The organism is Fibrobacter sp., assembly GCF_045131395.1.
Classification (GTDB): domain Bacteria; phylum Fibrobacterota; class Fibrobacteria; order Fibrobacterales; family Fibrobacteraceae; genus Fibrobacter.
Genome location: NZ_JBGUQY010000004.1, coordinates 152,893 through 175,884, shown reverse-complemented (window position 1 = coordinate 175,884; position 22,992 = coordinate 152,893). Strand labels below are relative to the sequence as shown.

At 53.2% G+C, this 22,992-nt stretch carries 16 protein-coding genes; 11 read left to right on the top strand and 5 right to left on the bottom strand.

Annotation, left to right across the window (positions count from 1 at the left end; genetic code table 11):
• Positions 1-23 precede the first annotated feature (23 nt).
• Genes ACJMNB_RS03045 through aroE form a run of 3 tightly spaced genes read right to left on the bottom strand, consistent with a single transcriptional unit; the run spans position 24 to position 3,513 of the window.
• Complete coding sequence (locus ACJMNB_RS03045) at positions 24-1,007, bottom strand: GDP-mannose 4,6-dehydratase (RefSeq protein WP_405338865.1); 984 nt, start codon at positions 1,005-1,007, stop codon at positions 24-26.
• A 21-nt stretch (positions 1,008-1,028) separates the two neighbouring features.
• Entirely contained in the window at positions 1,029-2,639 is a 1,611-nt protein-coding gene (gene aroB, locus ACJMNB_RS03040; RefSeq protein ID WP_405338863.1) for a 3-dehydroquinate synthase, read from the bottom strand.
• 1 nt (position 2,640) lies between these two features.
• A complete protein-coding gene (aroE, locus tag ACJMNB_RS03035; protein ID WP_405339094.1) occupies positions 2,641-3,513 on the bottom strand; it encodes a shikimate dehydrogenase in 873 nt (290 codons plus the stop codon).
• A 112-nt stretch (positions 3,514-3,625) separates the two neighbouring features.
• Between aroE and ACJMNB_RS03030 the strand changes: the two genes are divergently transcribed.
• The 6 genes from ACJMNB_RS03030 (at position 3,626) to ACJMNB_RS03005 (ending at position 14,960) form a co-directional block, all read left to right on the top strand.
• Positions 3,626-4,561: a magnesium transporter CorA family protein gene (locus ACJMNB_RS03030; RefSeq protein ID WP_405338861.1), complete on the top strand. Its 936-nt coding sequence runs from the start codon at positions 3,626-3,628 to the stop codon at positions 4,559-4,561.
• Positions 4,562-4,678: 117 nt separating this feature from the next.
• Positions 4,679-5,593, top strand: coding sequence for a fibrobacter succinogenes major paralogous domain-containing protein (locus tag ACJMNB_RS03025; RefSeq protein ID WP_405338859.1), 915 nt, complete (start codon positions 4,679-4,681; stop codon positions 5,591-5,593).
• 58 nt (positions 5,594-5,651) lie between these two features.
• Positions 5,652-6,581, top strand: coding sequence for an FISUMP domain-containing protein (locus ACJMNB_RS03020; protein WP_405338857.1), 930 nt, complete (start codon positions 5,652-5,654; stop codon positions 6,579-6,581).
• A gap of 66 nt (positions 6,582-6,647) precedes the next feature.
• The gene (uvrA, locus tag ACJMNB_RS03015; protein ID WP_405338855.1) at positions 6,648-11,945 is read left to right on the top strand and encodes an excinuclease ABC subunit UvrA; all 5,298 of its coding nucleotides are present in this window, start codon (positions 6,648-6,650) and stop codon (positions 11,943-11,945) included.
• Between the two features lie 70 nt (positions 11,946-12,015).
• Positions 12,016-14,388 (top strand): formylglycine-generating enzyme family protein, encoded by a 2,373-nt coding sequence (locus tag ACJMNB_RS03010; RefSeq protein ID WP_405338853.1) that lies wholly within the window; start codon positions 12,016-12,018, stop codon positions 14,386-14,388.
• A gap of 80 nt (positions 14,389-14,468) precedes the next feature.
• Complete coding sequence (locus ACJMNB_RS03005; protein ID WP_405338851.1) at positions 14,469-14,960, top strand: hypothetical protein; 492 nt, start codon at positions 14,469-14,471, stop codon at positions 14,958-14,960.
• A gap of 117 nt (positions 14,961-15,077) precedes the next feature.
• Here ACJMNB_RS03005 and ychF read toward each other — a convergent pair whose 3' ends face one another.
• Complete coding sequence (ychF, locus tag ACJMNB_RS03000) at positions 15,078-16,175, bottom strand: redox-regulated ATPase YchF (protein WP_405338849.1); 1,098 nt, start codon at positions 16,173-16,175, stop codon at positions 15,078-15,080.
• Positions 16,176-16,311: 136 nt separating this feature from the next.
• On the opposite strand from ychF, the gene ACJMNB_RS02995 reads away from it, so the two are divergent.
• Genes ACJMNB_RS02995 through ACJMNB_RS02985 form a run of 3 tightly spaced genes read left to right on the top strand, consistent with a single transcriptional unit; the run spans position 16,312 to position 19,992 of the window.
• Complete coding sequence (locus tag ACJMNB_RS02995; protein ID WP_405338847.1) at positions 16,312-17,661, top strand: MATE family efflux transporter; 1,350 nt, start codon at positions 16,312-16,314, stop codon at positions 17,659-17,661.
• 13 nt (positions 17,662-17,674) lie between these two features.
• Positions 17,675-18,853, top strand: coding sequence for a hypothetical protein (locus ACJMNB_RS02990; RefSeq protein ID WP_405338845.1), 1,179 nt, complete (start codon positions 17,675-17,677; stop codon positions 18,851-18,853).
• 8 nt (positions 18,854-18,861) lie between these two features.
• Positions 18,862-19,992 (top strand): hypothetical protein, encoded by a 1,131-nt coding sequence (locus tag ACJMNB_RS02985; protein ID WP_405338843.1) that lies wholly within the window; start codon positions 18,862-18,864, stop codon positions 19,990-19,992.
• Positions 19,993-19,995: 3 nt separating this feature from the next.
• On the opposite strand, the gene ACJMNB_RS02980 is transcribed toward ACJMNB_RS02985, so the two are convergent.
• Positions 19,996-20,904 (bottom strand): tyrosine-type recombinase/integrase, encoded by a 909-nt coding sequence (locus tag ACJMNB_RS02980; RefSeq protein WP_405338841.1) that lies wholly within the window; start codon positions 20,902-20,904, stop codon positions 19,996-19,998.
• Positions 20,905-20,962: 58 nt separating this feature from the next.
• Between ACJMNB_RS02980 and ACJMNB_RS02975 the strand changes: the two genes are divergently transcribed.
• A complete protein-coding gene (locus ACJMNB_RS02975; RefSeq protein WP_405338839.1) occupies positions 20,963-22,228 on the top strand; it encodes a hypothetical protein in 1,266 nt (421 codons plus the stop codon).
• A gap of 71 nt (positions 22,229-22,299) precedes the next feature.
• Positions 22,300-22,953 carry an STAS domain-containing protein gene (locus ACJMNB_RS02970; RefSeq protein WP_405338837.1) on the top strand — a complete coding sequence of 218 codons (654 nt, stop codon included), beginning with the start codon at positions 22,300-22,302 and terminating at the stop codon, positions 22,951-22,953.
• The last annotated feature ends 39 nt before the right edge of the window (positions 22,954-22,992 follow it).

The window sequence follows — 22,992 nt, the reverse complement described above, 5'->3', positions numbered from 1 at the left end:
TCCTTGATTCCGAAATCCGTTTTTTACAGACGCAGATCCTGGCCCATACCCATTTTAAGTTCGGTACGGCGGCGGAGCACCATTTCGTTGAACAAGTCGGTCAGGCAGTCTTCGATACTGATCATCGGCTTCCAACCCATGTTCATGGCCTTGGTGGGGTCGCCAATCAGGAGCGGAATGTCGTTGCTGCGTTCGTAGCCGGGGTCGAATCGGAAGTCCACGCTGACGCCGGCGATATCCACCAGCATTTCGGTGAGCTCGCGGAAGGTGTAAGACTTGCCGCAGCATAGGTTGTAGACTTCGCCCGGTTCGGACTGGTTCAAGAGCTGGATCATGCCGCGGGCCACATCGCGCACGTCCACGAAGTCGCGGCTGATGTCGAGGCTGCCCGAATAGATGGTGGGCTCGGTTCCGTAATACTTGATTTTGACCAGCTGGTAAGTAATCGACGGAATCACGAAACGGCGGCTGTGATGCGGACCCGTAAAATGGAAGGGGCGCACGAATACCACATGGAGCCCGTAGGCGTTCTTGAACTGGTTGCCCAGAAGTTCCATGCAGGCCTTCGACGTTGCGTAAGGAGTCAGCGGGTTCGGAAGGTCCGTCTCTTTGTGCAAGTAGGTAAGCTGGTGGTCGGTGCGCCCGTAGATTTCGCTGGAGCTCAACAGCATCACTTTTGCCTTGGGGCAGTTCTTGCGAACATTTTCCAGCAGGTTCTGCGTACCCAACAGGTTGATGTTCAACGTTTCGTAGGGTTTCTTGTAGCTGAGGCCTACAGAAGACTGACTTGCCAGGTGGTAAATGTGGGTGGGCTGCACATGCTGGATCATTTCCTGCACGTCCTTGAAGTTCAAAAGGTCTCCGTTCAGGTATTCTACCCCTTCGACCTTTTGCCAAGGCTGCGGCTGCTCATCACTAAAACTGAACAAGTCGTGGGTGGTGCCCACCAGGCTTGACAGAATGTGGTAGCCTAAAGCCCCAGTTCCACCTGTTACAAGAATACTCATTTTATACACACTCCTATGGTATTACTTAATAGCTCCCCAGCTTTGTGCAATAATGTCTTTGTCGATGTTTACCACCTTTTCCACGGCTCCAATCTTCGTGGGCAAGATGTAAACGCGTTTCCCCTTTTCTGCCTTCTTGTCAACAGCCATGGCGTCCCATGCGGCTTCCACGTCGATATCGTATTTCTTCGGGAATCCCAGGTCGTCCAAAAGTTTGTTCTGACGAGCTTCTTCTTCGGCGCTGATTTTGCCCAGGAGAACTGCCGCGCGGGCGGCCACGCGCATGCCCAGCGAAACGGCGATGCCGTGGGTGAACATGCTGTAATGCGTCAGGTTTTCGATGGCATGCCCGAAGGTATGCCCGTAATTCAAAATAGCGCGCAGGCCTGCTTCCTTTTCGTCGATGCCGACGACTTCTGCCTTAATGGCGCAGCTGCGGTAAATCAGGTGCTTGAGCACGTCGAGGTCGTGAGCCTTAATCTTCTCGACGTTTTCTTCCATGTAGCGGAAGAATTCTTCGTCGTAAATCACGCCGTACTTCACGATTTCGGCGAGGCCCGCCAGGTATTCCGTTTCGGGCAACGTGCTGAGCACGGCGAGGTCGCAAACTACAGCCTTGGGCTGGTAGAAGGCACCGATCATGTTCTTGCCTTCGGGGTGGTTCACGGCAACCTTTCCGCCCACGGAACTGTCGACCATGCTAAGGAGCGTTGTCGGGAACTGGATGAACGGAATGCCGCGCTGGTAGGTGGCGGCACCGAAGCCTGCCATGTCGCCTACGACGCCACCGCTGAACTGCAAAAGGCAGCTCTTGCGGGTGTAACCGCGGTGCAGCATAAAGCTGAACAGCTGGTTCAGGTTGTGCAAGGTCTTGTTCTTTTCTCCGGCCTGGAACTTGAAGATCGGGCAACGTCCGGCCTGGCCTCTCAGTTCGCCGAGCATCTGGCTCTGTACCTTGGCAATGTTGGTGTCGGTGCAGACCAGGAATTCGTGGCTCGGAGCGAGCTTCAAACATTCCAGCAGTACGCCTGCTTCGGGAATGATATTCTTGCCGATAAAGATGGGATAGCGTCCGCCGCTGCTGGGGCACACGTCCAGGGCGTGGCTGTTCCAGAAGTTCAGGATGTACAGGATGCGTTCGATGACGTGGTCTTCGGTGAATTCGTCGGAGCTTTCCACGCTGAAGTCGGCGTTCGCGTAATTCTTTTCGCGTTCCTTGAGCATCACCTTGATTTTTTCAAGGCGTTCTTCGTCGCTCAGGTTGGCAAGCAGCGGGCGAGTGTTCTTGCGGCCAATGCGTTCCGAAAGCACTTCGGGCTTTGCCCACAGGCGAATGATGGTGCCGTTTTCGCGGATGACCTTCAGGTTGTCCGGCTGCGTGAGTGCGCCACCGCCCAAGGAAATAATGTGCGGGGTTTCTTTCTTTGCAAATTCGGCAACGACGTCCCGTTCCATTTCGCGGAACTTGGCTTCGCCGTCCTGCTCAAAGATTTCGCTGATGGTCTTGCCAGCGCGTTCGACGATAACGGCGTCGGTGTCCACGTAGGGGCGGTTCAACCGTTCTGCCAGGGCGCGTCCGGTGCGGGATTTTCCGCTTGCCATGAATCCGGTGAAAAAGATGTGCTTGTTCATGTTAGCCCTGCATTCCTTTACGCATAATCTGTGCGAGTTCGTCGTTCGTCTTGTTTTTAGTTTCTTCGGGGAACCATTTTCTAAAGCTTTCGATACCCTGGTGCACCAGCATGCCTTCGCCGGTTACCACCTGGCAACCCTTGGCCTTTGCGCTTTGCAAAAGCTTGGTCATGGGGGGCGTATAGACAATGTCGCACACGGCCTGCCCCTGGTGGAGAGCTTCTTCGCCCAGCGGCGACTGGTCCACGTTGGGAGTCATGCCTACGGAGGTGGCGTTGATAATGATTTCAAAGTCCTTGGAAATGGCCGTGAATTCGTCGAATGTGGCGACTTCGACTTGCGGCGCCTTGCCTGCGAAGAACTGGTTCAGGCTGTCAGCCAGGGCTTGACCCTTTTCTTTGGTGCGGCAAACGATGGTGAGCCTGTTCTGCATTTCTACCAGGGTGTAGGCGATTGCCTTGGCGGCCCCGCCATTTCCTAGCAGGGCGACTTTCTTGTTAGAAGGTTCGACTCCGGCCTCTTGCAGGTTGCGAATGCATCCGTAGGGGTCGGTCGTGGTCCCGCAAAGGGTTCCGCCCACCTGGCCGTCTTTCCAGTACAGGGTGTTTACGCTACCGGTGAATTTCGAAATGTCCGAAAGTTCGTCTACCAATTCCATGACGGGAGTCTTGTACGGAATGGTGACATTTGCCCCGCGGAACTTCATGGCCCTGAAACCCTTGATGGCATCGGCCAGGTTTTCGGGCTCCGGAGCGTAGGGCAGATATGCCGCATTAATCCCCAATGCCTCAAAAAGTGCATTGTGCATTAGGGGCGATTTACTATGACCAACTGGATGACCGAAAATACAGAGAGTTTCGGACTTCCCATTCAATTTCAACTGGCTCAAAAAAAACCTCTTTTTTTACACTATAAAGATATATAAAATTAACGGACTCGTATGCAAATTTTTCTATATTAGACCCCGTTCGATAAAGGGGGCTCCTATGCTCAAGAAGTATTACAGAATCGAATCAGGGCGCCTCGCCAGCGCTCCGAACGAAGACGCAGCCGACATCGTGATGATGGGTTCCTTGAGCCAAGAGCAACGTAGTGTGCTCGTGAAGGAATATGAAATCACCGAACATACCATAGCCTCTGCATTCGACTCCGACGAACTTTCCCGTATCGAGTACGACGACGATTTTACCACCATCGTGTTTAAGAAGCCGAAGAACTATTCGGCTAGCGACAATTTCCAGTTCCGCGTAGAATCTTTCGGTATCTTCATTTTTAAGGACTGGGTGTTGCTCCTGACTGACTCCGACATCCCGGTGATGGACGAAAAGCGCTTTTCGAAAATTGACAGTCTGAACACCTTTGTGCTTCGCGTGTTGAGCTACGCCATCTTCCACTTTAATGAACACTTGAAGATTATCAACCGCATTAACGATGAGTTGGAACAGAAACTGCGTACCGCCATGGAAAACAAGTACCTGCTTTCCATGTTCAGCTTGAACAAGGGCTTGATTTACTACGTGAGCGCCCTGAACAGTAACGATACGCTCCTCAAGAAATTGCAGATCGGTCGCAGTCTTAACTGGACCGAGGGCGAACGGGAACTGCTAGACGATATTGTTATTGAAAACCGCCAGAGCTTGCAGCAAGCTGAAATCTACGCCAACATTTTGACGTCCATGATGGATGCCCGCGCAAGTGTCATCAGCAACAACGTGAACACGCTGATGAAAAACTTGACCATCGTGACGATTTCTATTTCTCTCCCGACGTTCTTCGCTAGTTTGTTCGGCATGAACGTGAAATTGCCCTTCGGCATGAACGGTGATGCTACGGTGGGTTCGCCCATGGCCTTCTGGCTGATTATTGCCGTGTGTATTCTTTCGGTGGTTGCGTTCCTCGCTTTCTGGATGCGTCGCAAATAGACTTGTTCTTGGGAAGGAGGAAACATTTTGCGGAAAACTTTTAGAGTATTCTTGCTGTCAATTTTGTGCGCGTTGTTGCTTTCAGCGTGCTCCGGTGAGAGCAGTATCTTGAATAACGTGAATACCGCGGAAACTCAAAGCAGTGATTCCGAGTCGGATGACATTACCGTGACTCCCATCGTCATTTCTGAAGATGATGACATTCCCGAAGCGGAAAATGGCGTTTTGTACTTTCGAAAGCCGAAGTCTTCCGGTTCCAGGTTCGAAAGGATGTCTTCTTCTGCCCAAGGTCCTTTTATTATAGTAGACTACTCTTCCAGTAGTTTCCGAAACCCCTTCGTAATCGTTTCGCCGGAATCTTCCAGTAGCGAGGAAAGTTCCTCTTCTGTCGTGTCAATTTCCGACCCGGAATCTTCTAGCGGTATAATCATTAACGTATGGGATTGGAGTCTTCCGATTGAAGAATATTTAAATCCCGATATCGTTTACGAAAGTATGGTGGACGATCGGGACGGGCAAAAATACCACATCGTAAAAATTGCAAATCGCTGGTGGATGGCCCAAAACTTGAACTATAACGGCGAAGAAGTTGAAGGCGAAAATTGGTGCTACGGAAATTCAGAACAGCATTGCGAAGTGACTGGACGCCTTTATACGTGGGACGCTGCAACGGTTGCGTGCCCCGAGGGTTGGCGTTTGCCTTATCCGGCTGAATGGTCGGTGCTAATTACTTATAGCGGTGGATCCCAAAACGCAGGCAGAAACCTGAAATCAACGGTTGGGTGGTTTAGTGGCTTGTACGATAAAGATGGTAACGGGACGGATTCTTTAGGCTTCTCGGCTCTTCCCGCTGGGTGGAGAACTCGTGAAGGAGTGTACGATGAATTAGGCAAGAATGCCTATTTCTGGAAAAATTCTGGCGATACCTATGGTTCGTATGTGTCTATGTATTATGCAGATAGGATCGATGATTCTTACCATTACAAAAACATGGGCTTTTCAGTCCGCTGTATAGAAGATTTGGTTTATTGATACCCAAAAGGAGAACGTGATGTTCAATAAATTTAGTTTCAGTGTGTTAGCCGTTTCTATGGCTTTTTTGTTTAATCTGTCTGCTTGTGGCGATAGTGGATCCAACAGTAATCCTGAAAATTTGGAGGAAATTGACGGAAAAGGAAATTCCTCTGAAAATGAGGGTGAATCCAAGGGCATTCCTGGCGACGAAAAAGAAGGTGTGGAATCCTCTGAGTCCGCAGAAGCCTATTCGTCGTCATCGGAGGCCGAAGAGTATGCCGAGCCAGAATCTTCCAGTTCCGAATTTGTTTATGCGGATAGCAGTTATTACTATGCGGAAAAGAATATGCTGATGGATTTCCGCGATGGCAAGACCTATAGGACCACCTCTGTTGTCGTCACGACGGAAGAAGGTGATGAGACCCAGGTGTGGATGGCAAAGAATTTGAACCTTGAGTACAATGAGGGCTCGGCGAAGTCTTTTTGTCGCGAAGATGATCCTGAAGACTGCATTGTATATGGTCGTCGGTACCGCTGGAGCGCCGCCATGGACAGTGCGGGATTGTATTCCGAAGCTACCAAGGGGTGCGGTTACAACCTGCTGTGCAAGGCAACAGTACCTGTGCGCGGCATCTGCCCCAAGGGATGGCACTTGCCCACTTCGAATGATTTTAAAGCTTTGATTGAAATGGCGGGTGGAAAAAATGAGGCGAAAAAATTGATGGCTACGTCTGGATGGGAAGAGCGGAAAGTCGAAGGTACGGACGACTACGGATTTACTGCACGCCCTGCAGGTTCTTGGGACCGCTATGAAAAGCCTGCCGACGTGGGTAGCTTTGCGTATTTTTGGACTATGGTCCAATATGTGAATGTCGATAAGCCGGTTGTTGGTGAGTCTATCTCTAATGAAGCCGGCGCAATGAAAATTGATGGCTACGGCATGACGACTTATTCTTACTCTAAAGAGATGGCACTCTCCGTCCGTTGTTTAAAAGATTCGGAATAGTTGATTTCTATACAAATGTTCACTAATTATTAGACGGCTTGGCCGTCTTTTTCTATATTCGGGCGCATGACAAAGTCTATCGAAATACGCGACGCCCACGAGCATAACTTACGCCATGTGAACCTTTCCATTCCCCGCGATTCTATCGTGGTGGTGACCGGTGTGTCGGGTTCGGGCAAGTCGAGTTTGGCTTTTGATACGGTGTTCCAGGAAGGCCAGCGCCGCTTTGTGGAATCGCTTTCGGCTTATGCCCGCCAGTTCATTGGCCGCATGAAACACCCAGAAGTGGAAAGCGTACGCGGTATTTCGCCGACGATTTCGATCGACCAAAAGACGGTGAACCGTAACCCCCGCTCTACGGTGGGTACGGTGGTGGAAATTTTGGATCATTACCGCTTGCTTTTTGCACGGCTCGGCGTGCCGCACTGCCCCGATTGTGGCCGCGTGATTCAGGCACAGACAGTGGACCAGATTGTCGATAATTTGTATGTGAGCGACGAAGGCAAGCAGATTACGGTGATGGCACCCATTGTGCAGGAACGCAAGGGTGAATACCGTAAGGAACTAGCCGAACTCAAGGAAAACGGATTCGTGCGTGCCCGCGTGGACGGCACGATTTATCGCCTGGAAGATGTCCCTGCTCTCGTGCGCTACGAGAAGCATACCATTGAAGCGGTGATTGACCGCTTGACGCTGGAACGCAAGAACATGAGCCGCCTGCGCGAAGCGCTGGAAGGGGCGCTGAAGCTGACTGATGGGAAGCTGGTGAGTTTTTTGCTGGCGACGCCGAATGCGGGCGATTCTGCGGCAAGTGCGCCGGCGAAGGAAGAATATCGCCTGCAGGGTACGCTCTTGGCTTGCCCCAAGTGCGGCATTTCTATCCCGGAACTGGAACCGCGATTCTTCAGCTTTAACGACCCGAAGGGCCGTTGCCCCGCCTGTAAGGGTATGGGTGAAAGCTACAAGTTCGATTTGGACTTGATTATCCCGGACAAGACGAAGTCCATTAAGGACGGCTGTATTGCCACCATCAAGAAGGATGACGGAACGCTGATTTTTAGTGACTTTGGCCGCCGCAACCTGCGCAATATCGCCAACGAAATGCATTTCTCGCTGGATACGCCGTGGAACAAGCTCAAGAAGGCGCAACAGGACGCCGTTCTGTACGGTACGCCCAGCGAATCGGAACGCGGCATTATCCCGATTATGCAGGAATTGTGGGATATGTGGCACATTTACCACTTCCGCAAGTACATGCAGATTGGCGTTTGCCCCGAATGTCATGGCACGCGTATCAACCGCACGGCGAATGCGGTGACCTTCCATGGCGTGAATCTGACCGAGATGACGGAATGGTCGGTGGAAAAATCGGTGGACTTTTTCAATAAGCTGGATTTGTCTGAAAAAGAAAAGCGAATCGGCAAAGAGATTTTGAAGGAAATCCGCGGGCGACTTTCGTTCCTGAATGCGGTGGGGCTTGGCTACCTGAATATCAACCGCAAGGCTTCTACGCTGTCTGGCGGTGAGGCTCAGCGTATAAGGCTTGCGAGTGCCGTGGGCGCTGGGCTGCAGGGCGTGTTGTATGTGCTTGACGAGCCGAGCATCGGGCTCCACCCCCGCGATAACGATAAATTGCTCGGAATGCTGGAGCATTTGCGTGCGCAGGGTAACAGCCTGATTATCGTGGAACACGACGAAGACACCATGCGCCATGCGGACTGCGTGATTGACGTGGGGCCGGGTGCCGGCGTGGAAGGCGGCCGCGTGATTGCGGCGGGTACTGTCGAGGAACTGGAAAAGAACAAGGCTTCGCTGACGGGTGCGTACTTGAGCGGTCGCAAGGCCATTGAAATTCCTGCGACCCGCAAGAAGATAGATAAGAATACGCCCAAACTCAAGATTTGCGGTGCTGCCGAAAACAACCTGAAGAACATCGATGTGGAAATCCCGCTAGGTGGTGCGTTGACGGTGGTGACGGGCGTTTCAGGCTCCGGCAAGAGTACCCTCATCAACCAGATTCTCCGCCGCGAATTGGCTCGTGTATTCTACAACGCCGAAGAACCGGTGGGCAAGTTCGATCACCTGGAAGGCCTTGAGAATATTGACAAGGTGATTGAAATCGACCAGACGCCTATTGGCCGAACGCCGCGAAGCAATCCGGCGACATACACCAAGATTTGGGATGATATCCGCGACCTTTTTGCCAGCATGGAAGAAAGCAAGATTCGCGGTTACAGCAAGAGCCGTTTCAGCTTTAACGTGAAGGGCGGCCGCTGCGATGCCTGCGAAGGTGCAGGCGTGAAAATCGTGGATATGCACATTTTGCCCAGCGTGCAGGTGACTTGCGATGTGTGCGGCGGCAAACGTTTTAACGATGCCACTCGCGAAGTGTATTACAAAGGCAAGAATGTTTCTGAAATTCTGGACATGAGTATTGCCGATGCGGCGGAATTCTTCAAGGATATTCCGAAGGTGGCTCAACCACTGAACTTGTTGGTAGAAGTGGGTCTCGGCTATTTGACTCTGGGACAGCCCTCGACAACGCTCAGCGGCGGTGAAGCGCAACGTATCAAGATTGCGTCGGAACTCCGCCGCCCGGGTACGGGTAAAACGCTCTACTTGTTGGATGAGCCGACGACGGGTCTGCATTTTGAAGATATCCGCAAACTCATGGACTGCTTGAATCGCTTGCGCAGTCTCGGCAACAGCATCGTGATTATCGAACACAATCTGGACGTCATCAAGTGCGCCGACTGGATTATCGATTTGGGCCCGGATGCGGGTGTTCACGGCGGTAAAATTATTGCCACGGGAACGCCGGAGCAGATTGCCAAATGCAAGAAGTCGGAAACGGGCCGCTACTTGGCACCGGTGCTGGCGAAAAAGCATGGCGAAAACAGTCACTTTGATCGCACGCTCAAGGGTGGCGAAGACTTGTCACTTGACATCGAGGTGCATGGCGCCCGCAAGCATAACTTGAAGAACATCGATGTGACGATTCCGCGCCACAAGCTCACGGTGGTCACGGGCGTTTCGGGCTCTGGAAAATCCAGCCTCGCTTTCCATACGCTGTTCAGCGAAGGCCAGCGTCGCTTTGTGGAAACCTTAAGTACGTATGCCCGCCGATTCCTCGGACGCCCCGACCACGGAAGCATCGATTCCATTTCGGGCCTTGCACCGGCAATCGCCATCGACCAGAAGAGTGCGAGCAAGAGCCCGCGCAGTACGGTGGCGACCCTCACCGAAATTTATGACTACTTCCGCATTTTCTGGGCGAGGGTCGGCACCCCGCATTGTTTGAAATGCGGAAAGCCCGTGGCTTCGTACAGCGCGGGCGACCTGATGCAGCATGCCTTTGACCGCGACCTCAATAAGAAAGTCACGGTACTTGCCCCGTTCGAAATCAAGGATGTTCTAAAGCTTTCCAAGATTCTCACCGAGAAGGGCTACCGCAAGGTTTACCTCGGTAACAAGCTGGTGGAACTCCCGCTGCCGAAAATCCCGACCCGCGAAAAGCAACTTTTTGCCGTGGTCGATACGGTAACGGTGAAAGAAGAATCCCGCGCCCGCTTGGTAGAAGCCTTTGAACGCGGCTACCGCGACGGTAACGGAATCCTGTATGTGGAAAACGAAGCGGGCGAGCGCCTCGCTTGCTCCGAAAAGCCGGGCTGCCCTGATTGCGGCTGGTACATGGATTCGGCTTTGAACCCGAAACACTTCAGCTTTAACACCCACTGGGGCGCTTGCGAAACCTGCCTTGGCCTCGGACACTTTAAGGATGGCGAAGTCTGTCCGGATTGCCATGGCGAACGCTTGAAACCGGAATATCTTGCCGTTAAAATTGGCGACAAGAATATCATGGATGTGAACCACATGAGCATTTCAGAGGCTCTGGAATGGTTCAGCAATGAAAACTTCAAACGCGACAACTTCAAGAACGACAAGAATCCTGATGGCAAGATGACGGTGGCGGAACCTCTGCTCCGCGAAATTGTTGGCCGCTTGAACTTCCTCAAGAGCGTGGGTCTCGGCTACATTGGCCTTGACCGTGCAGGCGACACGCTGTCTGGCGGTGAATCCCAGCGCATTCGCTTGGCTAGCCAAATCGGTAGCGGCCTTGAAGGGGTGCTCTACGTGCTCGATGAACCCACCGTGGGCTTGCATGAAAGCGATACCGCGATGCTCCTGGATACTCTTTACCGCTTGCGCGACCTCGGCAATACCCTTGTGGTGGTGGAACATGACATGAAGATGATGCAGGCCGCGGACCATATTATCGATATGGGCCCGGCAGCGGGCGAGTTCGGCGGCGAAGTGGTTGCCGAAGGTTCTCCGGAACAGCTTTCTAAACCCTATGCCTTGCAGCAGTTCCCCCGCAGTGAAACGGTCAAGTACTTGACGCATACCATCCCCATGGCCAACGAAATTGCCGCAAAGCCCATTACCGATTCTACGGAATTCTACGAATTCGAAAAGTTGAATCACAACAATCTTAAGAATTTGTCTGTAAAATTCCCGAAGGGTGCCATCAGCGTGGTTTGCGGTGTGTCGGGTTCCGGCAAGAGCTCCATGGTCATGGATGAAATCTACCCGCGCCTGAAAAAGAAATTCCAGGCCCGCGGGCGCAAAAAGCAGAACGGTGAAGTCTTGCTTGTGGATCAAAGCCCCATTTCGGGCACGCCTCGCAGCACGCCTGCAAGCTTTACAGGCGTGTTTGACGATATCCGCAAGCTCTTCGCCAAACTGCCGCAAGCCAAGTTGAAGGGCTTTGATTATGGCCGCTTCAGCTACAACTTGGCTCGCGGCCGCTGCGAGGCCTGCGAAGGCCGCGGCGCCGTCTCGGTGGAAATGCACTTCCTTTCGGACGTGTGGGAAGTCTGCGATGTCTGTGGCGGCAAGCGCTACAATCAAGAAACCCTCACCGTTACCTTCAAGGGCAAGAATATCGCCGATGTGCTGGACATGCGCGTGGCCGAAGCCTGCGAATTCTTCAAGGACCAGCCGAAAATTTTGCCGAAACTGGAATGCCTGCGGGATGTGGGCCTCCCGTATGTGAAACTCGGTCAGTCTGTGACAACGCTTAGCGGCGGCGAATCCCAGCGCCTCAAATTGGCGGCGGAACTTGCCCGCAAGCCGGCACAAGAAATGGTCTACCTGTTGGATGAACCCACCACGGGTCTCCACCTTAAAGATATCCAAATCCTTTGGAACATGCTCCGTAAGCTCTCTGCCCGCGGCGATACGGTAATCGTTATCGAACACCACCCGGACATTATCCGCCTTTCTGACTGGAAAGTGGAACTGGGCCCTGTTGGCGGTGAAAATGGCGGCCATTTGCTGAAAATGGGGGTGAACCAAGGTTAGAAACGGCGATGTTGCGTGAGAAAATTGAAATATTTTTATATTTTAATTTGATATGAAAATAGGAGAAAATATGTCCTTTACACGTATGCTTCCGCTTTTGTTGCTGTTGCCGATGATGATTTGGGCGGCCGACAGCGACAAGAATTTCAGGGTTGCCCCCACAATGTTTAAAGAGGGCGTTCTGATGGAGCCTGTCGCCAACATGGCGATTGTCAAAAAGGAATCCATGATCTTGTCGGAATCTCCGATGGTTCCCCTCCGCTCGAATATCATGTTCATGCGTCACAAAAAGGGTCCCAAGGAATATCTTTGGTTCTCTGGCCCCATTCATGTCCAGAATTTTGAAAAGCTCCATGCCTTCAGTCTGGCCGACAACTACCTGAAACCTGCTGAAGTCATGCTTATGCGCTTCTACGGTTCCCAAACTTCCAGGGCCTTCCAGGACGAAGCCGATATCTATTTTGACAAGGAATACCTCTATTCTCCTCGTGTTCCCAAGCTCTATTTCAAGAAAAATGGCCAGTGGCAGATGATTCAGGAAACGGAACGTCCGGGCGTCATTTCTCTCAAGTCCGATATTAAGGACCTCGAAGCTGTTTCGCTGACGGTCCCCATGAAAAACGTGCCGTCCCTGATGTACCCCATCAATGCGGGCGTATACGCCTTCTCTTTCTCTGCTCCAAACCACCTGCCCTATGTGGACGCCATTTCTGTTCCCGGTGGATCCATGGTGGAACTTAAACCGGAGTTGCCGGTTGCAGATACGGCCTCCAAGGTCAAGGCGACCACTTCCGTTACCCTGGAAGCGGTGGCTGCTGCCAAGACTCTCGAAGAAACTGAAGCCCTGTTCGACATCTTGGCCAAGGATGTGCAGACCAAGATTGAAAAGGTCGATACCAACGAGTTCGACAAGATTTACCCGAAACTCCGCAAGCCACTGGCACTCGGTGTGTCGGGTGACGATAGCGTCTATATCAAGTACCGTCACCGCTACGAGGGCAAGCGCGAAGAAGCCAAGCTGAACTGGCGCATGAACAGAATGGGTTCTGCCAGCGCCGTGAATGTGGCCGTCCGTCGCAAAATCGATAGCCTGCAGGCCATTCCCCATCGCGTGTCCCTTGTACCCAGTTCCGTTGAACCGATCTATGACGAAAACCGCTGCGAAGAGGTGATTGATACGGTTGCAACACAGGAACAGGCGAAGCCGGATTCCGCTGCAACGGCAGCGCCCAAGGATTCCGTGGCCAAGGATTCCGTGGCCAAGGAAACCGTGGCAAAGGATTCCGCCGTTGCTCCCGCTCCCAAGACAAAGATTGTCTGCAAGATGGGTGCCGTCCGCATTATGTATGGCAAGCAGGGTGACCGCTATGATGTCTCCTGGGTCGGTAACGCCGAAGGCTATACTGCCGATTCCCTTTATGCCCTGCTTACTTCCGGAGCTTCTGTCCGCGCGTTCATGTCCATCGAAAGGAACAAGCCGGTGTGGATTTACCATGAAGGCGTCTTGACAGGCCGTCACCATTACCGTTACGAAAAGATGGAACTGGTGGTGAACAAGGTCCAGCTCATGACCCATGGCGCCTTTGAACTCCCGCAGTATATTTACGATGACCCCGAAGTTCAGGAATGGCTGAACCGCCCGGTCGAAGAAACCACCCATAAGGTTCAGGAACCCAAAGCCAAGGTGTTCAGGGTGGACGATAGCGGCGTAACCCTGGATGTTTCCATGAAGGTTCCTCGTGTCATCCGCGACCGCGAACGCGGTACTGTCGCCCTGATCGATTCCGGCTCCTTCCGCTATAAGGGTAAGGTGGTCGCCATGTCTCCCTTCGCCATCCATACTACCGAAGTGACCCAGCAGTTCTTCAAGGATGTCATGGCCAAGCAGGATTCTACGAATCGCATCAAGGATCGTTCCACCTATACGGGCCCCCGTCATCCGGTGCACAACATCAACTGGGAAAATGCCCAGGCCTTCTGTAAGGCTATTGGTGGCGACCTGCCCACCGAAGCCCAGTGGGAATTTGCCGGCCGTGCCGACAACAACGAAGGTGCTCTCTGGAACCTCGACGAAGACCCGAACCCGGGTGTGTACGCCATTTACAAGGCCAACTCCTATAGCCGCGGCAAGAAGAGCCCCGAATATGGCCCGCAGCCGGTAAGCACCAAGAAGTCCAATGCCTGGGGCATCTTCGACATGTCGGGTAACGTGGCTGAATGGACCAAGGACAAGTACTTCATGTTCTCTGTCTGGGTCGAAAGCTCCAACCCGACGGGCGCCATGATGGGCACCGCTAGAATTTATAAGGGCGGTTCCTGGAAAGACAAGGAATCTCTCTTGAACCTGACGGAAAGTGACGACGAAGATCCGCGCTACTGGTCGGATTGGCTCGGCTTCCGTTGCGCATTCCCGAGAAACCTCTTTGAAGGTCAACAGAAATAATGAATGAACGTCCTATGCGCCTTTTTAAAAGGCTGACCGCTATACCCTATTTGCTGGTTATCGTTGCTTTGCTCCTGCCTATGGCTAATGTTTCTTGTGCCGAAAAGGATGTGGTGGCAGAGCCTAACCTCTATGAGCTCGCCATGGGCCTTGACCTGGAACAGGAACTGAAGGAACCTGCCTTGGGCATTTTGAAGAAGATGGAAACCGGGAACCCCACCGCCATGGAGAAGTTCCGGCAGACCATGCCCCATTTCCCCAAGATGGAACCCTTGCCCTTCCTCTACGCCATTGTGGTCGGTGCGGTACTTGCGGGCCTGTTCGCTTGGCTGACTCCGCTGGGCTCCATAACCATGGGCATGCTGACCATGGTGTCCATGTGGTTCTTCCTTTCGAGGCTGGCGCAAATCAATTCTGCAATGGGGGTGCCCCTGTTGCAAGTTGAGCCCGGCCCCGGAATCCATGCGGCTTCGTTCATGATTCTGATCGGCACCGCGATGAACCTGGCTAGCATCATTCGGCCTATCATCGATGAAATCAAGGCCAAGCGCGCCGCCAAGAAAAAGCAGTAACCATTTCAATGAAGTCCCGGATCCAATCCGGGATCTTTTTTTTGTCAAAAAAGGGAACGCACTGCGTTCCCTTTCAATTTTCTATAAAGCTTGTCTATTTCAGCTTAGCCGAAAGCATTACACGTTGAACAAGAAGTACATGATGTCGCCATCTTGTACCACATATTCCTTGCCTTCGGTGCGGACGAGACCGGCTTCCTTGGCGGCGTTCCAGCTGCCATGCTTCAGGAAGTCTTCGTAGCTCAAGGTTTCGGCGCGGATGAAGCCGCGTTCGAAGTCGGTGTGAATCACGCCTGCGCACTGCGGGGCCTTGTAGCCGGCGTGGAACGTCCAAGCGCGGCATTCCTTTTCGCCAGCGGTGAAGAAGGTGCGCAGACCGAGAATTTCGTAACCCTTGCGCACCACGGAATCAAGTCCCGATTCCTTCATGCCGAGTTCCTTCAGGAATTCGGCCTTGTCGGCGGGTTCCATGGCAGAGAGTTCTTCTTCGATCTTGCCGCTGATCATAATGACTTCGTGACCATTCTTGGCGGCGTATTCTTTCAGCTGGTCCACGTAGGCGTTACCGGTGAGGATGTCGTCTTCCTTCACGTTTGCGCAGTAGAAGAGCGGCTTGGCGGTAAGGAGGGCGAGGTCCTTGACAATGCCTTCCATTTCTTCGCTGTCGTGCATCACGGTGCGGGCAGCCTTGCCTTCCTGGAAGGCGTCGCGGAGCTTTTCGCAAGCGGCGAGGCGGGCCTTGGCTTCGGCGTTACCGGTGCGGGCACCCTTGGTTTCGGTAGCGATGCGCTTTTCGACAGAGTCCAGGTCCTTCAAAATAAGTTCGGTTTCGATGATATCCACGTCGCGGACTGGGTCCACGGAACCGTGCACGTGCACGATGTTTTCGTCGTCGAAGCAGCGGATGACTTCCATGATGGCTTCGCATTCACGGATGTGGGTCAGGAACTGGTTGCCGAGGCCTTCGCCCTGGGCGGCACCCTTTACAAGACCTGCAATGTCCACGAATTCTGTAACGGCGGGAACGATGGATTTCGGATTGTAGACCTTGACCAGTTCGTCGAGGCGGCTGTCCGGCACGCTCACCATGCCCACGTTCGGTTCGATGGTGCAGAACGGATAGTTGGCAGCTTCTGCGCCGGCGTTGGTGATGGCGTTAAAGATGGTGGACTTGCCCACGTTGGGGAGTCCGACGATACCGCATTTAAAACCCATGATAATCTCCGTTTTATGTTGGCCCGGTTTGGCGGGCCACTTTATTTTTGCGATGTAAAGGTAGAAAAATGCCCTTGTAGGCAGACCCATGAAAATCTAAATTTACGCCCGTTTTTAAGGTGCTATCAAGGAACTTATGGCAGGGCTATCGTCAAAGTCGAATATCGATATGCTGAATGGACCCCTCGGGAGAAAAATCCTGAGGTTTGCCATTCCTATTGCCTTGAGTAGCATTTTCCAGCAGATGTTCAACATGGCAGACGTGGCCGTGGTGGGGCAGTTCGCTGGCGACAAGGCCTTGGCGGCCGTGGGCGCGAACACTTTCGTTATCAACTTGCTGATCAACCTGTTCGTGGGCCTTTCGGTGGGTGCGAATGTGGTGGTGGCCAATTCCATTGGCGAGCGCAGCTACCGCTCCGTGACCCGCAGCGTGCACACCTCGGTGATGGTTGCCTTCTTTAGCGGCATCTTCCTTTCATTCGTGGGCATCTTTTTTGCGCGGCCGATTCTTGAATTGATTTCAACGCCGGCAGATGTGTTGGACATGGCGGTGCGTTACCTGCAAATCTATTTCGCGGGCATGCCCTTCGTGATGGTCTACAACTTTGTGGCCGCAGTCCTGCGTAGCAAGGGCGATACCAAGCGCCCGCTTTACGTGCTCATGGTAGCGGGCGCGGTGAATGTGGTACTGAACCTGATTCTGGTGGCGGGCTTTGGCATGGGCGTGTCGGGCGTGGCTATTGCCACGGTGTTTGCAAACGTCATCAGCGGCATTACTTTGTTCTACCTGCTGTTGCACGAGGTGGGCCCCTTCAAGCTGGAATTTTGGAAGCTGCGCATTACGCCTTTCTTCTTGAGTCGCATTCTGCGGGTGGGGATTCCCACCGGGCTTCGCGGCGTCGTATTCTCGTTTAGCAATGTGTGCCTGCAGTCGGCTATCAATAGCCTGGGTTCTGCCACGGTGGCGGCCTCGGCCATTGCCCTCAATTACGAATTCGTGGTGTACTACTGGCTCAGCGCCTTTTCGCAGGCCTGCATTACTTTTGTGGGCCAGAATTTCGGGGCCAAGAATATGGATCGTTGCCGCCGCTCGGTCCGTTGGTCACTCCTGCTGGGCTGTTCGTCTACAGTCGTGCTGAGTGCGCTTTGCTGCATTTTTGCCCGCCCCATGCTTTCTGTGTTTACCTCTAATACCGAAATCATCGAAATCGGTACGATTCGCATGCAAGTGGTGGTGGGCCTCTTGGCCATTAACGTGTTCCTGGACGTATTTTCGGGGGCCCTTTCGGGGATGGGCAAGTCCTTGGCTCCGGCGCTTACCTGCATGGCGGGGGTCTGCGGTATTCGCATTCTCTGGGTGATTTTCGTGTTTCCCAAGTACAAATCCTTCGCCTCGCTCATGGTTGTGTACCCCATAAGCTGGATTCTTACGATTTCTGTGATTATGGGAATCTATTTCTACCACGTAAGGCGCACCAAGTTTTAGTATATTTCGGACAATGGGTTATTTAAAATTTGCCTCGTTGTCTATGTTGTTAGCTCTTTCGGCTTGCGTTTACGAGCCGGAACAGTATACCGATACAAAATTCTCTGGCGGGAAATCGACGGATTCCGAAATCGGAACCTTGTTCGACGTGAATGGTGGAATGCAGATTTGCAATCCCTCCGTTTCCCAGGATATGGAAAATTATCCGGCATCCATGCTGTGGCTGAACTTTGGCGGCACGCTGAATGTTGATGCCCCCGATTCCGTGTATACGACTTCGATGGTGGAACAGCATGACCGTCTTACGGTGTCCGATACGGCGGGAAAGGTGCTTTGGTACCTGATGCGCGATACGGCTGCAGGGGATTGCCAGTTCCAGGATCCGGAATGGAGTACCCATCCGAATTACGTCGTTGCTCTCCGTGCCTACGACATCAAGGGCCGAAAGGCTTGCGAAGATCTGGATTACGGTCTGTTTGCCGTCCGCATGGCCGACAAGAAGAAGTTCTTCTTCTACGACAAGGGTATCGGCGAATTGGCGACTCCGCACTTGTGGGTAGATCCCGAAGCCGTTCGCGATTCCTCGGCAGACGATTCCAAGGTGGAAGGCTTCTTCGGTACAAAACAGGTTCGTCTGGTTTACGTGAACCAGAAGAACCAGATTGTATTTGCTGATTTTGCCAACGGTGGCCTCAAGAAGGCCAAGACTCTCAAAAAGCCCTCTGGCATAGATGGCTGGATGGTGGATAGCCCGCTGATTTCCCCGGACGGACATTTCGTGGTCTACAACGCCATTGATCCTTCGTCGGGCTGGAGGTCCTTTATCCAGGAACTTTCCGATAACTCGAAACCCATTGAAATCGAGATGACGGGCGACATGGTTTCGCGACCGGTGCAACCCCATTGGTTCCAGTACAAGACAAGACTGTTCGTGATTTGGACCGAGATTCCCAAGGAAGTGGAATTCGGGAACAGGAGCGATTTGTCGTCGCCTACGATACAGGACGGTAGCGCCGGCCGTACGGTCATGCGCGAAGTTTCCCTTGCTTACGGAATGCCCTCTGACTTGGCTTTTGCCTGGGTGAGCGAGGCGAAGGAACTTGCCCCGATTCCTATGATTGGTGGCCGTTCGCCCGATGGACGTTTCTTGGCTACAGGAACCAGCAAAGGCTATTTGCTTGAACTCCCGTGAGGTAATGGATGAAGAAGAATTTATTTAGCGGGATTTTGTCTGGCGTAGCTTTGGCTGCTGTTGCAGGTGGCGCTTTTTATGTCGGTTTTAATTCTCCTGTGGAGCTTGCGACTCCGTGGGAATCTATTGGTGGTTGTGGCGCCGGTGGTTCCGGTGGCGGTTCCGGCGATGGCATCAAGTGGATTGGCCAGGGCGTTTCTGGTGGCTACCTTGAAGTCGAGGCTTTTACCAAGTATACCGTCGGTCAGAACTTCTCGGGCGTCACGTTTACGCCCCATCTGTCCATCAAGCCCACATGGTCTACCAAGCTCGGCGTGTCCATTCCGTGGATGAGCCATAGTGGCGAAGTGCAGTACCGTAGCAACCAGTCTCCTGCAGACCGCACGACGGGCGGCGTGGGTGACGTGTCCTTTGATTTCAGCAAGACCATCGGTAGCGGGGGAGCTGCATCCCTTTCTGCAAGCCTTACCATTCCGACCGGTCAGTATGATATCAAGCGCGGTTCCGATTCCGGCAAGGAACTCTTGCCCAGCAGTTTCCAGAAGGGCTCGGGCCTGTATTCTCTTACCCTGGGTTGGGATTACAGCCGCGATACCGACAAGGGTATTTGGCTTTACGGCCTTAGCTACACTCATCCCTTTGCCATGCACCTGATTTCGGGCGAAAACGAATTCAACGATTCTTACTGGAAAGACCTGAATCATGAGGGCGACCGCTTCGAGTACCGCTTCAAGCCGTATGGCGAAAACGACTTGGGCGCCTACACTCCGCCTTCTGTGGGCGGCTCCATTGCTTACGGTTACCGTGGCCGTCCGGGAATCGTGCAGAGTTTTGGCGTGAACTTCTCGGTGCCCCTGGGCGTGGCCTGGATCAATTCCGAAAAGGTCGGGACCTACGATCCCCGCCCGGACCCCGATCATCAGGCATGGTCCGTGGCTTTTGCTTACGGCATTGAATTTTCCGATGCGGACTTCCCGGTGTTCCTTGCGGTCTCCTTGCCGCTCCACGACAAGAGCAACGCCGCCGACCCCAAGGACGAATACGACGAATCGCCCATGCGCGAGTGGGACGCTCCGGACTGGTCTGATTTTGGCCAGCAGTGGACCATCGCCGTCGGCATCAAGGGAAGTTTCTTCTAGTAGTTATGCTCGCGGGTGGGTCTTCTTGAAGGCGGCCCGCAGGCGTTCTGCATTTACATGTGTATAAACCTGAGTGGTGGAGATGTTCGAATGGCCGAGCATCTCTTTTACGCTCATGATTTCGGCGCCGTTTTCCAGCAGATGGGTGGCGAAACTGTGGCGCAGTACGTGGGGACTGGCCTTGCCTTCCCAGCCGATTGCGCGCAGCAAGTGTTGAATGTCGTTGCGCAGCGTGCGCAGGCCGAAGGGCTTGCCGTCATCGCTCAGGAACACGTAGCCCGTAGCGGTGGGCAAGTGCCCCGCCTGCATTTGCATCTGCTTGTAAGTGATGATGCGGGAGACAAAACTTTCGGTCAGCGGAACGATCCTTTCCTTGTTACCCTTGCCAAGAACGCGTACCAGCAATTCCCTTTCGTTGATGCGGTCCCAGGTGAGGTTCTGGCATTCCGAAATACGCAGGCCGGAGCCGTAGATCAGTTCCAGCAAGAGGCGGGCGCGTACTTGCTGTAACGTCGGGTTTTCTACTTCTGGGAATTTTTCTTCGGCCAAGTCCTTTTGCCCCAGTACATTCACCAGGCGCTTGGGGCGCTTGGGCATGGGCACGTTTTCGGCCGGGTTCTTTTCGGTAATCTTGCTCTTGACCAGGTACTTGCCGAAGCTTTTCAGGGCCGCCAGGTGTTCGCAGATGCTTGTGGGGGCTAGTTTCTGCTTCATCTTCAAGTCCCACACGAATGTCTTGACGGTGGATTCTGAAAAGGCGGAAAGGGGAGAGTCTTCTTTGTTCAGCGCGGCCTTCAGGTACTCCAGGTATTTGTCTAGGGACTTGCGGTAGGTGTCCACTGTGCGCGGCGAAAAACGGCGCCTGTCCGCGATATACTGCAAATAGCCTGTGATGTGTTCAGAAAGATTCATTTAATGCGCTTTTCTTCTGGTCTGCCAACCAAAAATAATCTATCTTGAACCACAAAGTATGACATTTGCGAGATTTTTTGTTGGTATAGCTTTGTTGTCTGCCGCTGGCTCCTTTGCTGCAGACCGTGTGGTGGGCGCAAACGCAACCCTGGACATTGAACCGGGTGCGCGATCTGCTGCATTGGGTTCTGCCACCATGGCTGTAGATGGCGATTACCTGGGGCTCATGTCTAACCCCTACCAGCTTGCAAATGTGAATTATGCCTGGGCTTCTTTTTCGCATACGGAATACTACGAAGATACCAAGTATGACTTTGCGTCGGCGGTAGTCCCGCTGGGTGAGGGCCAGGGCTTGGGTATTTCTTTTTCCAGGTTCGGTGCTGACGATATTCCTTACATTAAGGAGGGGGAACCTCTGCCCGAAGGCTCCGACTACAACACCCTTTCTATTGCCGACTGGGTGTTCTCGGCTACCTTTGGCCGCAAGTTGACCGACCGCCTGGAACTGGGTATCGGATTCCATGGCCTTTACCGCGATATGGACCAGACCGGTTGGGGCTTCCGTGGCGATGCAGGACTTCGTTTCCGGGCCGTAGATGAACTTTACGTGTCGGGCCTCTTGAAGGGCTGGACTTCTTCGGCTACCAGCTGGGAGTCGGGGGAGTTTGAATATTCTTCGCCGGAACTTTATATTGCCGCAAGTTACGGGTTGCCCATCTCTTACCTGTATGGCAGGCTGAACCTGTTCTGGCAGGGTGCCGAACTTTTGCACCGCGAAGCCCGCGATATGGAATTCGAGACGGACAAGGATCGCGGCAAGCGCGTTTGGGAAAGTCCCCTGGATTGGCTTTCGGGCGGTCATGGGGGCCTTGAATACGTCTTTGACTTTGGACTTTCGCTCCGGGCGGGTCTTTCCAGCTTTACCACCTTCAAGAGCGTGACCGCAGGTGCGGGTCTAGTGATTGCGAAGTTCGTGAAAATCGACTATGCTTTCGAATCTCACCCGGTACTCTCGCCGGTGCACCGCGTAAGCGTGAGCATCAGCCCCTACCTGTTCTCCCATGTTCCTAAGCAGGGGACGCCGGAGGCTGCGACTAGCCGCAGGGCGATTCTGACCGAAGAACCCGACAACGACACCGCCTACGAAGAAATGGAACGGGAAGCCTATGACGGTGCTCCCGAGGCTCCCGCAACGGCTCCTGCCGAAGCTGCCCCCGTGGCTGTAGAGGAGTCTGCCCCCGTTGAACAGGGACAAGTGGAGGCTCCTGCAGCCGCTCCTGTTGGCAAGGCGGTAATCGAAACAGACGACGAAGTTCTCGAGTAAAATGCGGTTTTTTCGTCTTTTTTTGGGGATAAAGCATTCATTTTAACAAATATTAGTCTATATTTTCTAGTATGCCGCAATTAAAGAACTATCGCGAAGTTGGAATTTTTGATTTGATGTCAGCCCCCTTGAATCCGATTGGGGCTTTCGATGCTGAACAGTTTAAAAAGGATGTTCGCGCTTTACTCGCTGAAAAAACAGACGAAAAGTTCTTGGCGGTCGACTTGACTGGACTTGACTTTGTCTACAGCGACGCCTATAACGCTTTTATCCAGTTCCAGCAGGAAATGGAAGACCGGAAGGGAATGTTCGCCGTTCTGACCAACAACCAGACCATTATCGACGGCTTGAAAAAGGCCGGTCTCGATAAGAACATCCGGGTTTTTGCTTTTGAAGCCGACATGATGTCCTTCTCCCTGCAGGCTCGCAGTCCCGAAGGCGCTGCCAGTGCGGAAGTCATTGACGAACCGTCGTCTGCCGTTGCCTCCCAGAATGTGGGTTCCATCGAAGTTGCTCCTTCGCCCCACCTGGATCGCCGCACTACGGGTTCCCATCGTCGCTTTACAAAGAGCTTCAACGCCATTGCCAAAGAAGAGTCCAGTTCCAAGAAAAAGGGCCTCGATGTTCCGTTCGACGACGAACCGTCTTCGGCAAAGACCGTGATTATTGTGTTCCTCTTGTTGCTTGCAGCTGTAGGCGGACTTCTCGCGTTCTTCTACATCTAGTCCGATGCCTGTCGAGTTTCAAGAATACAAGCGAAAGGG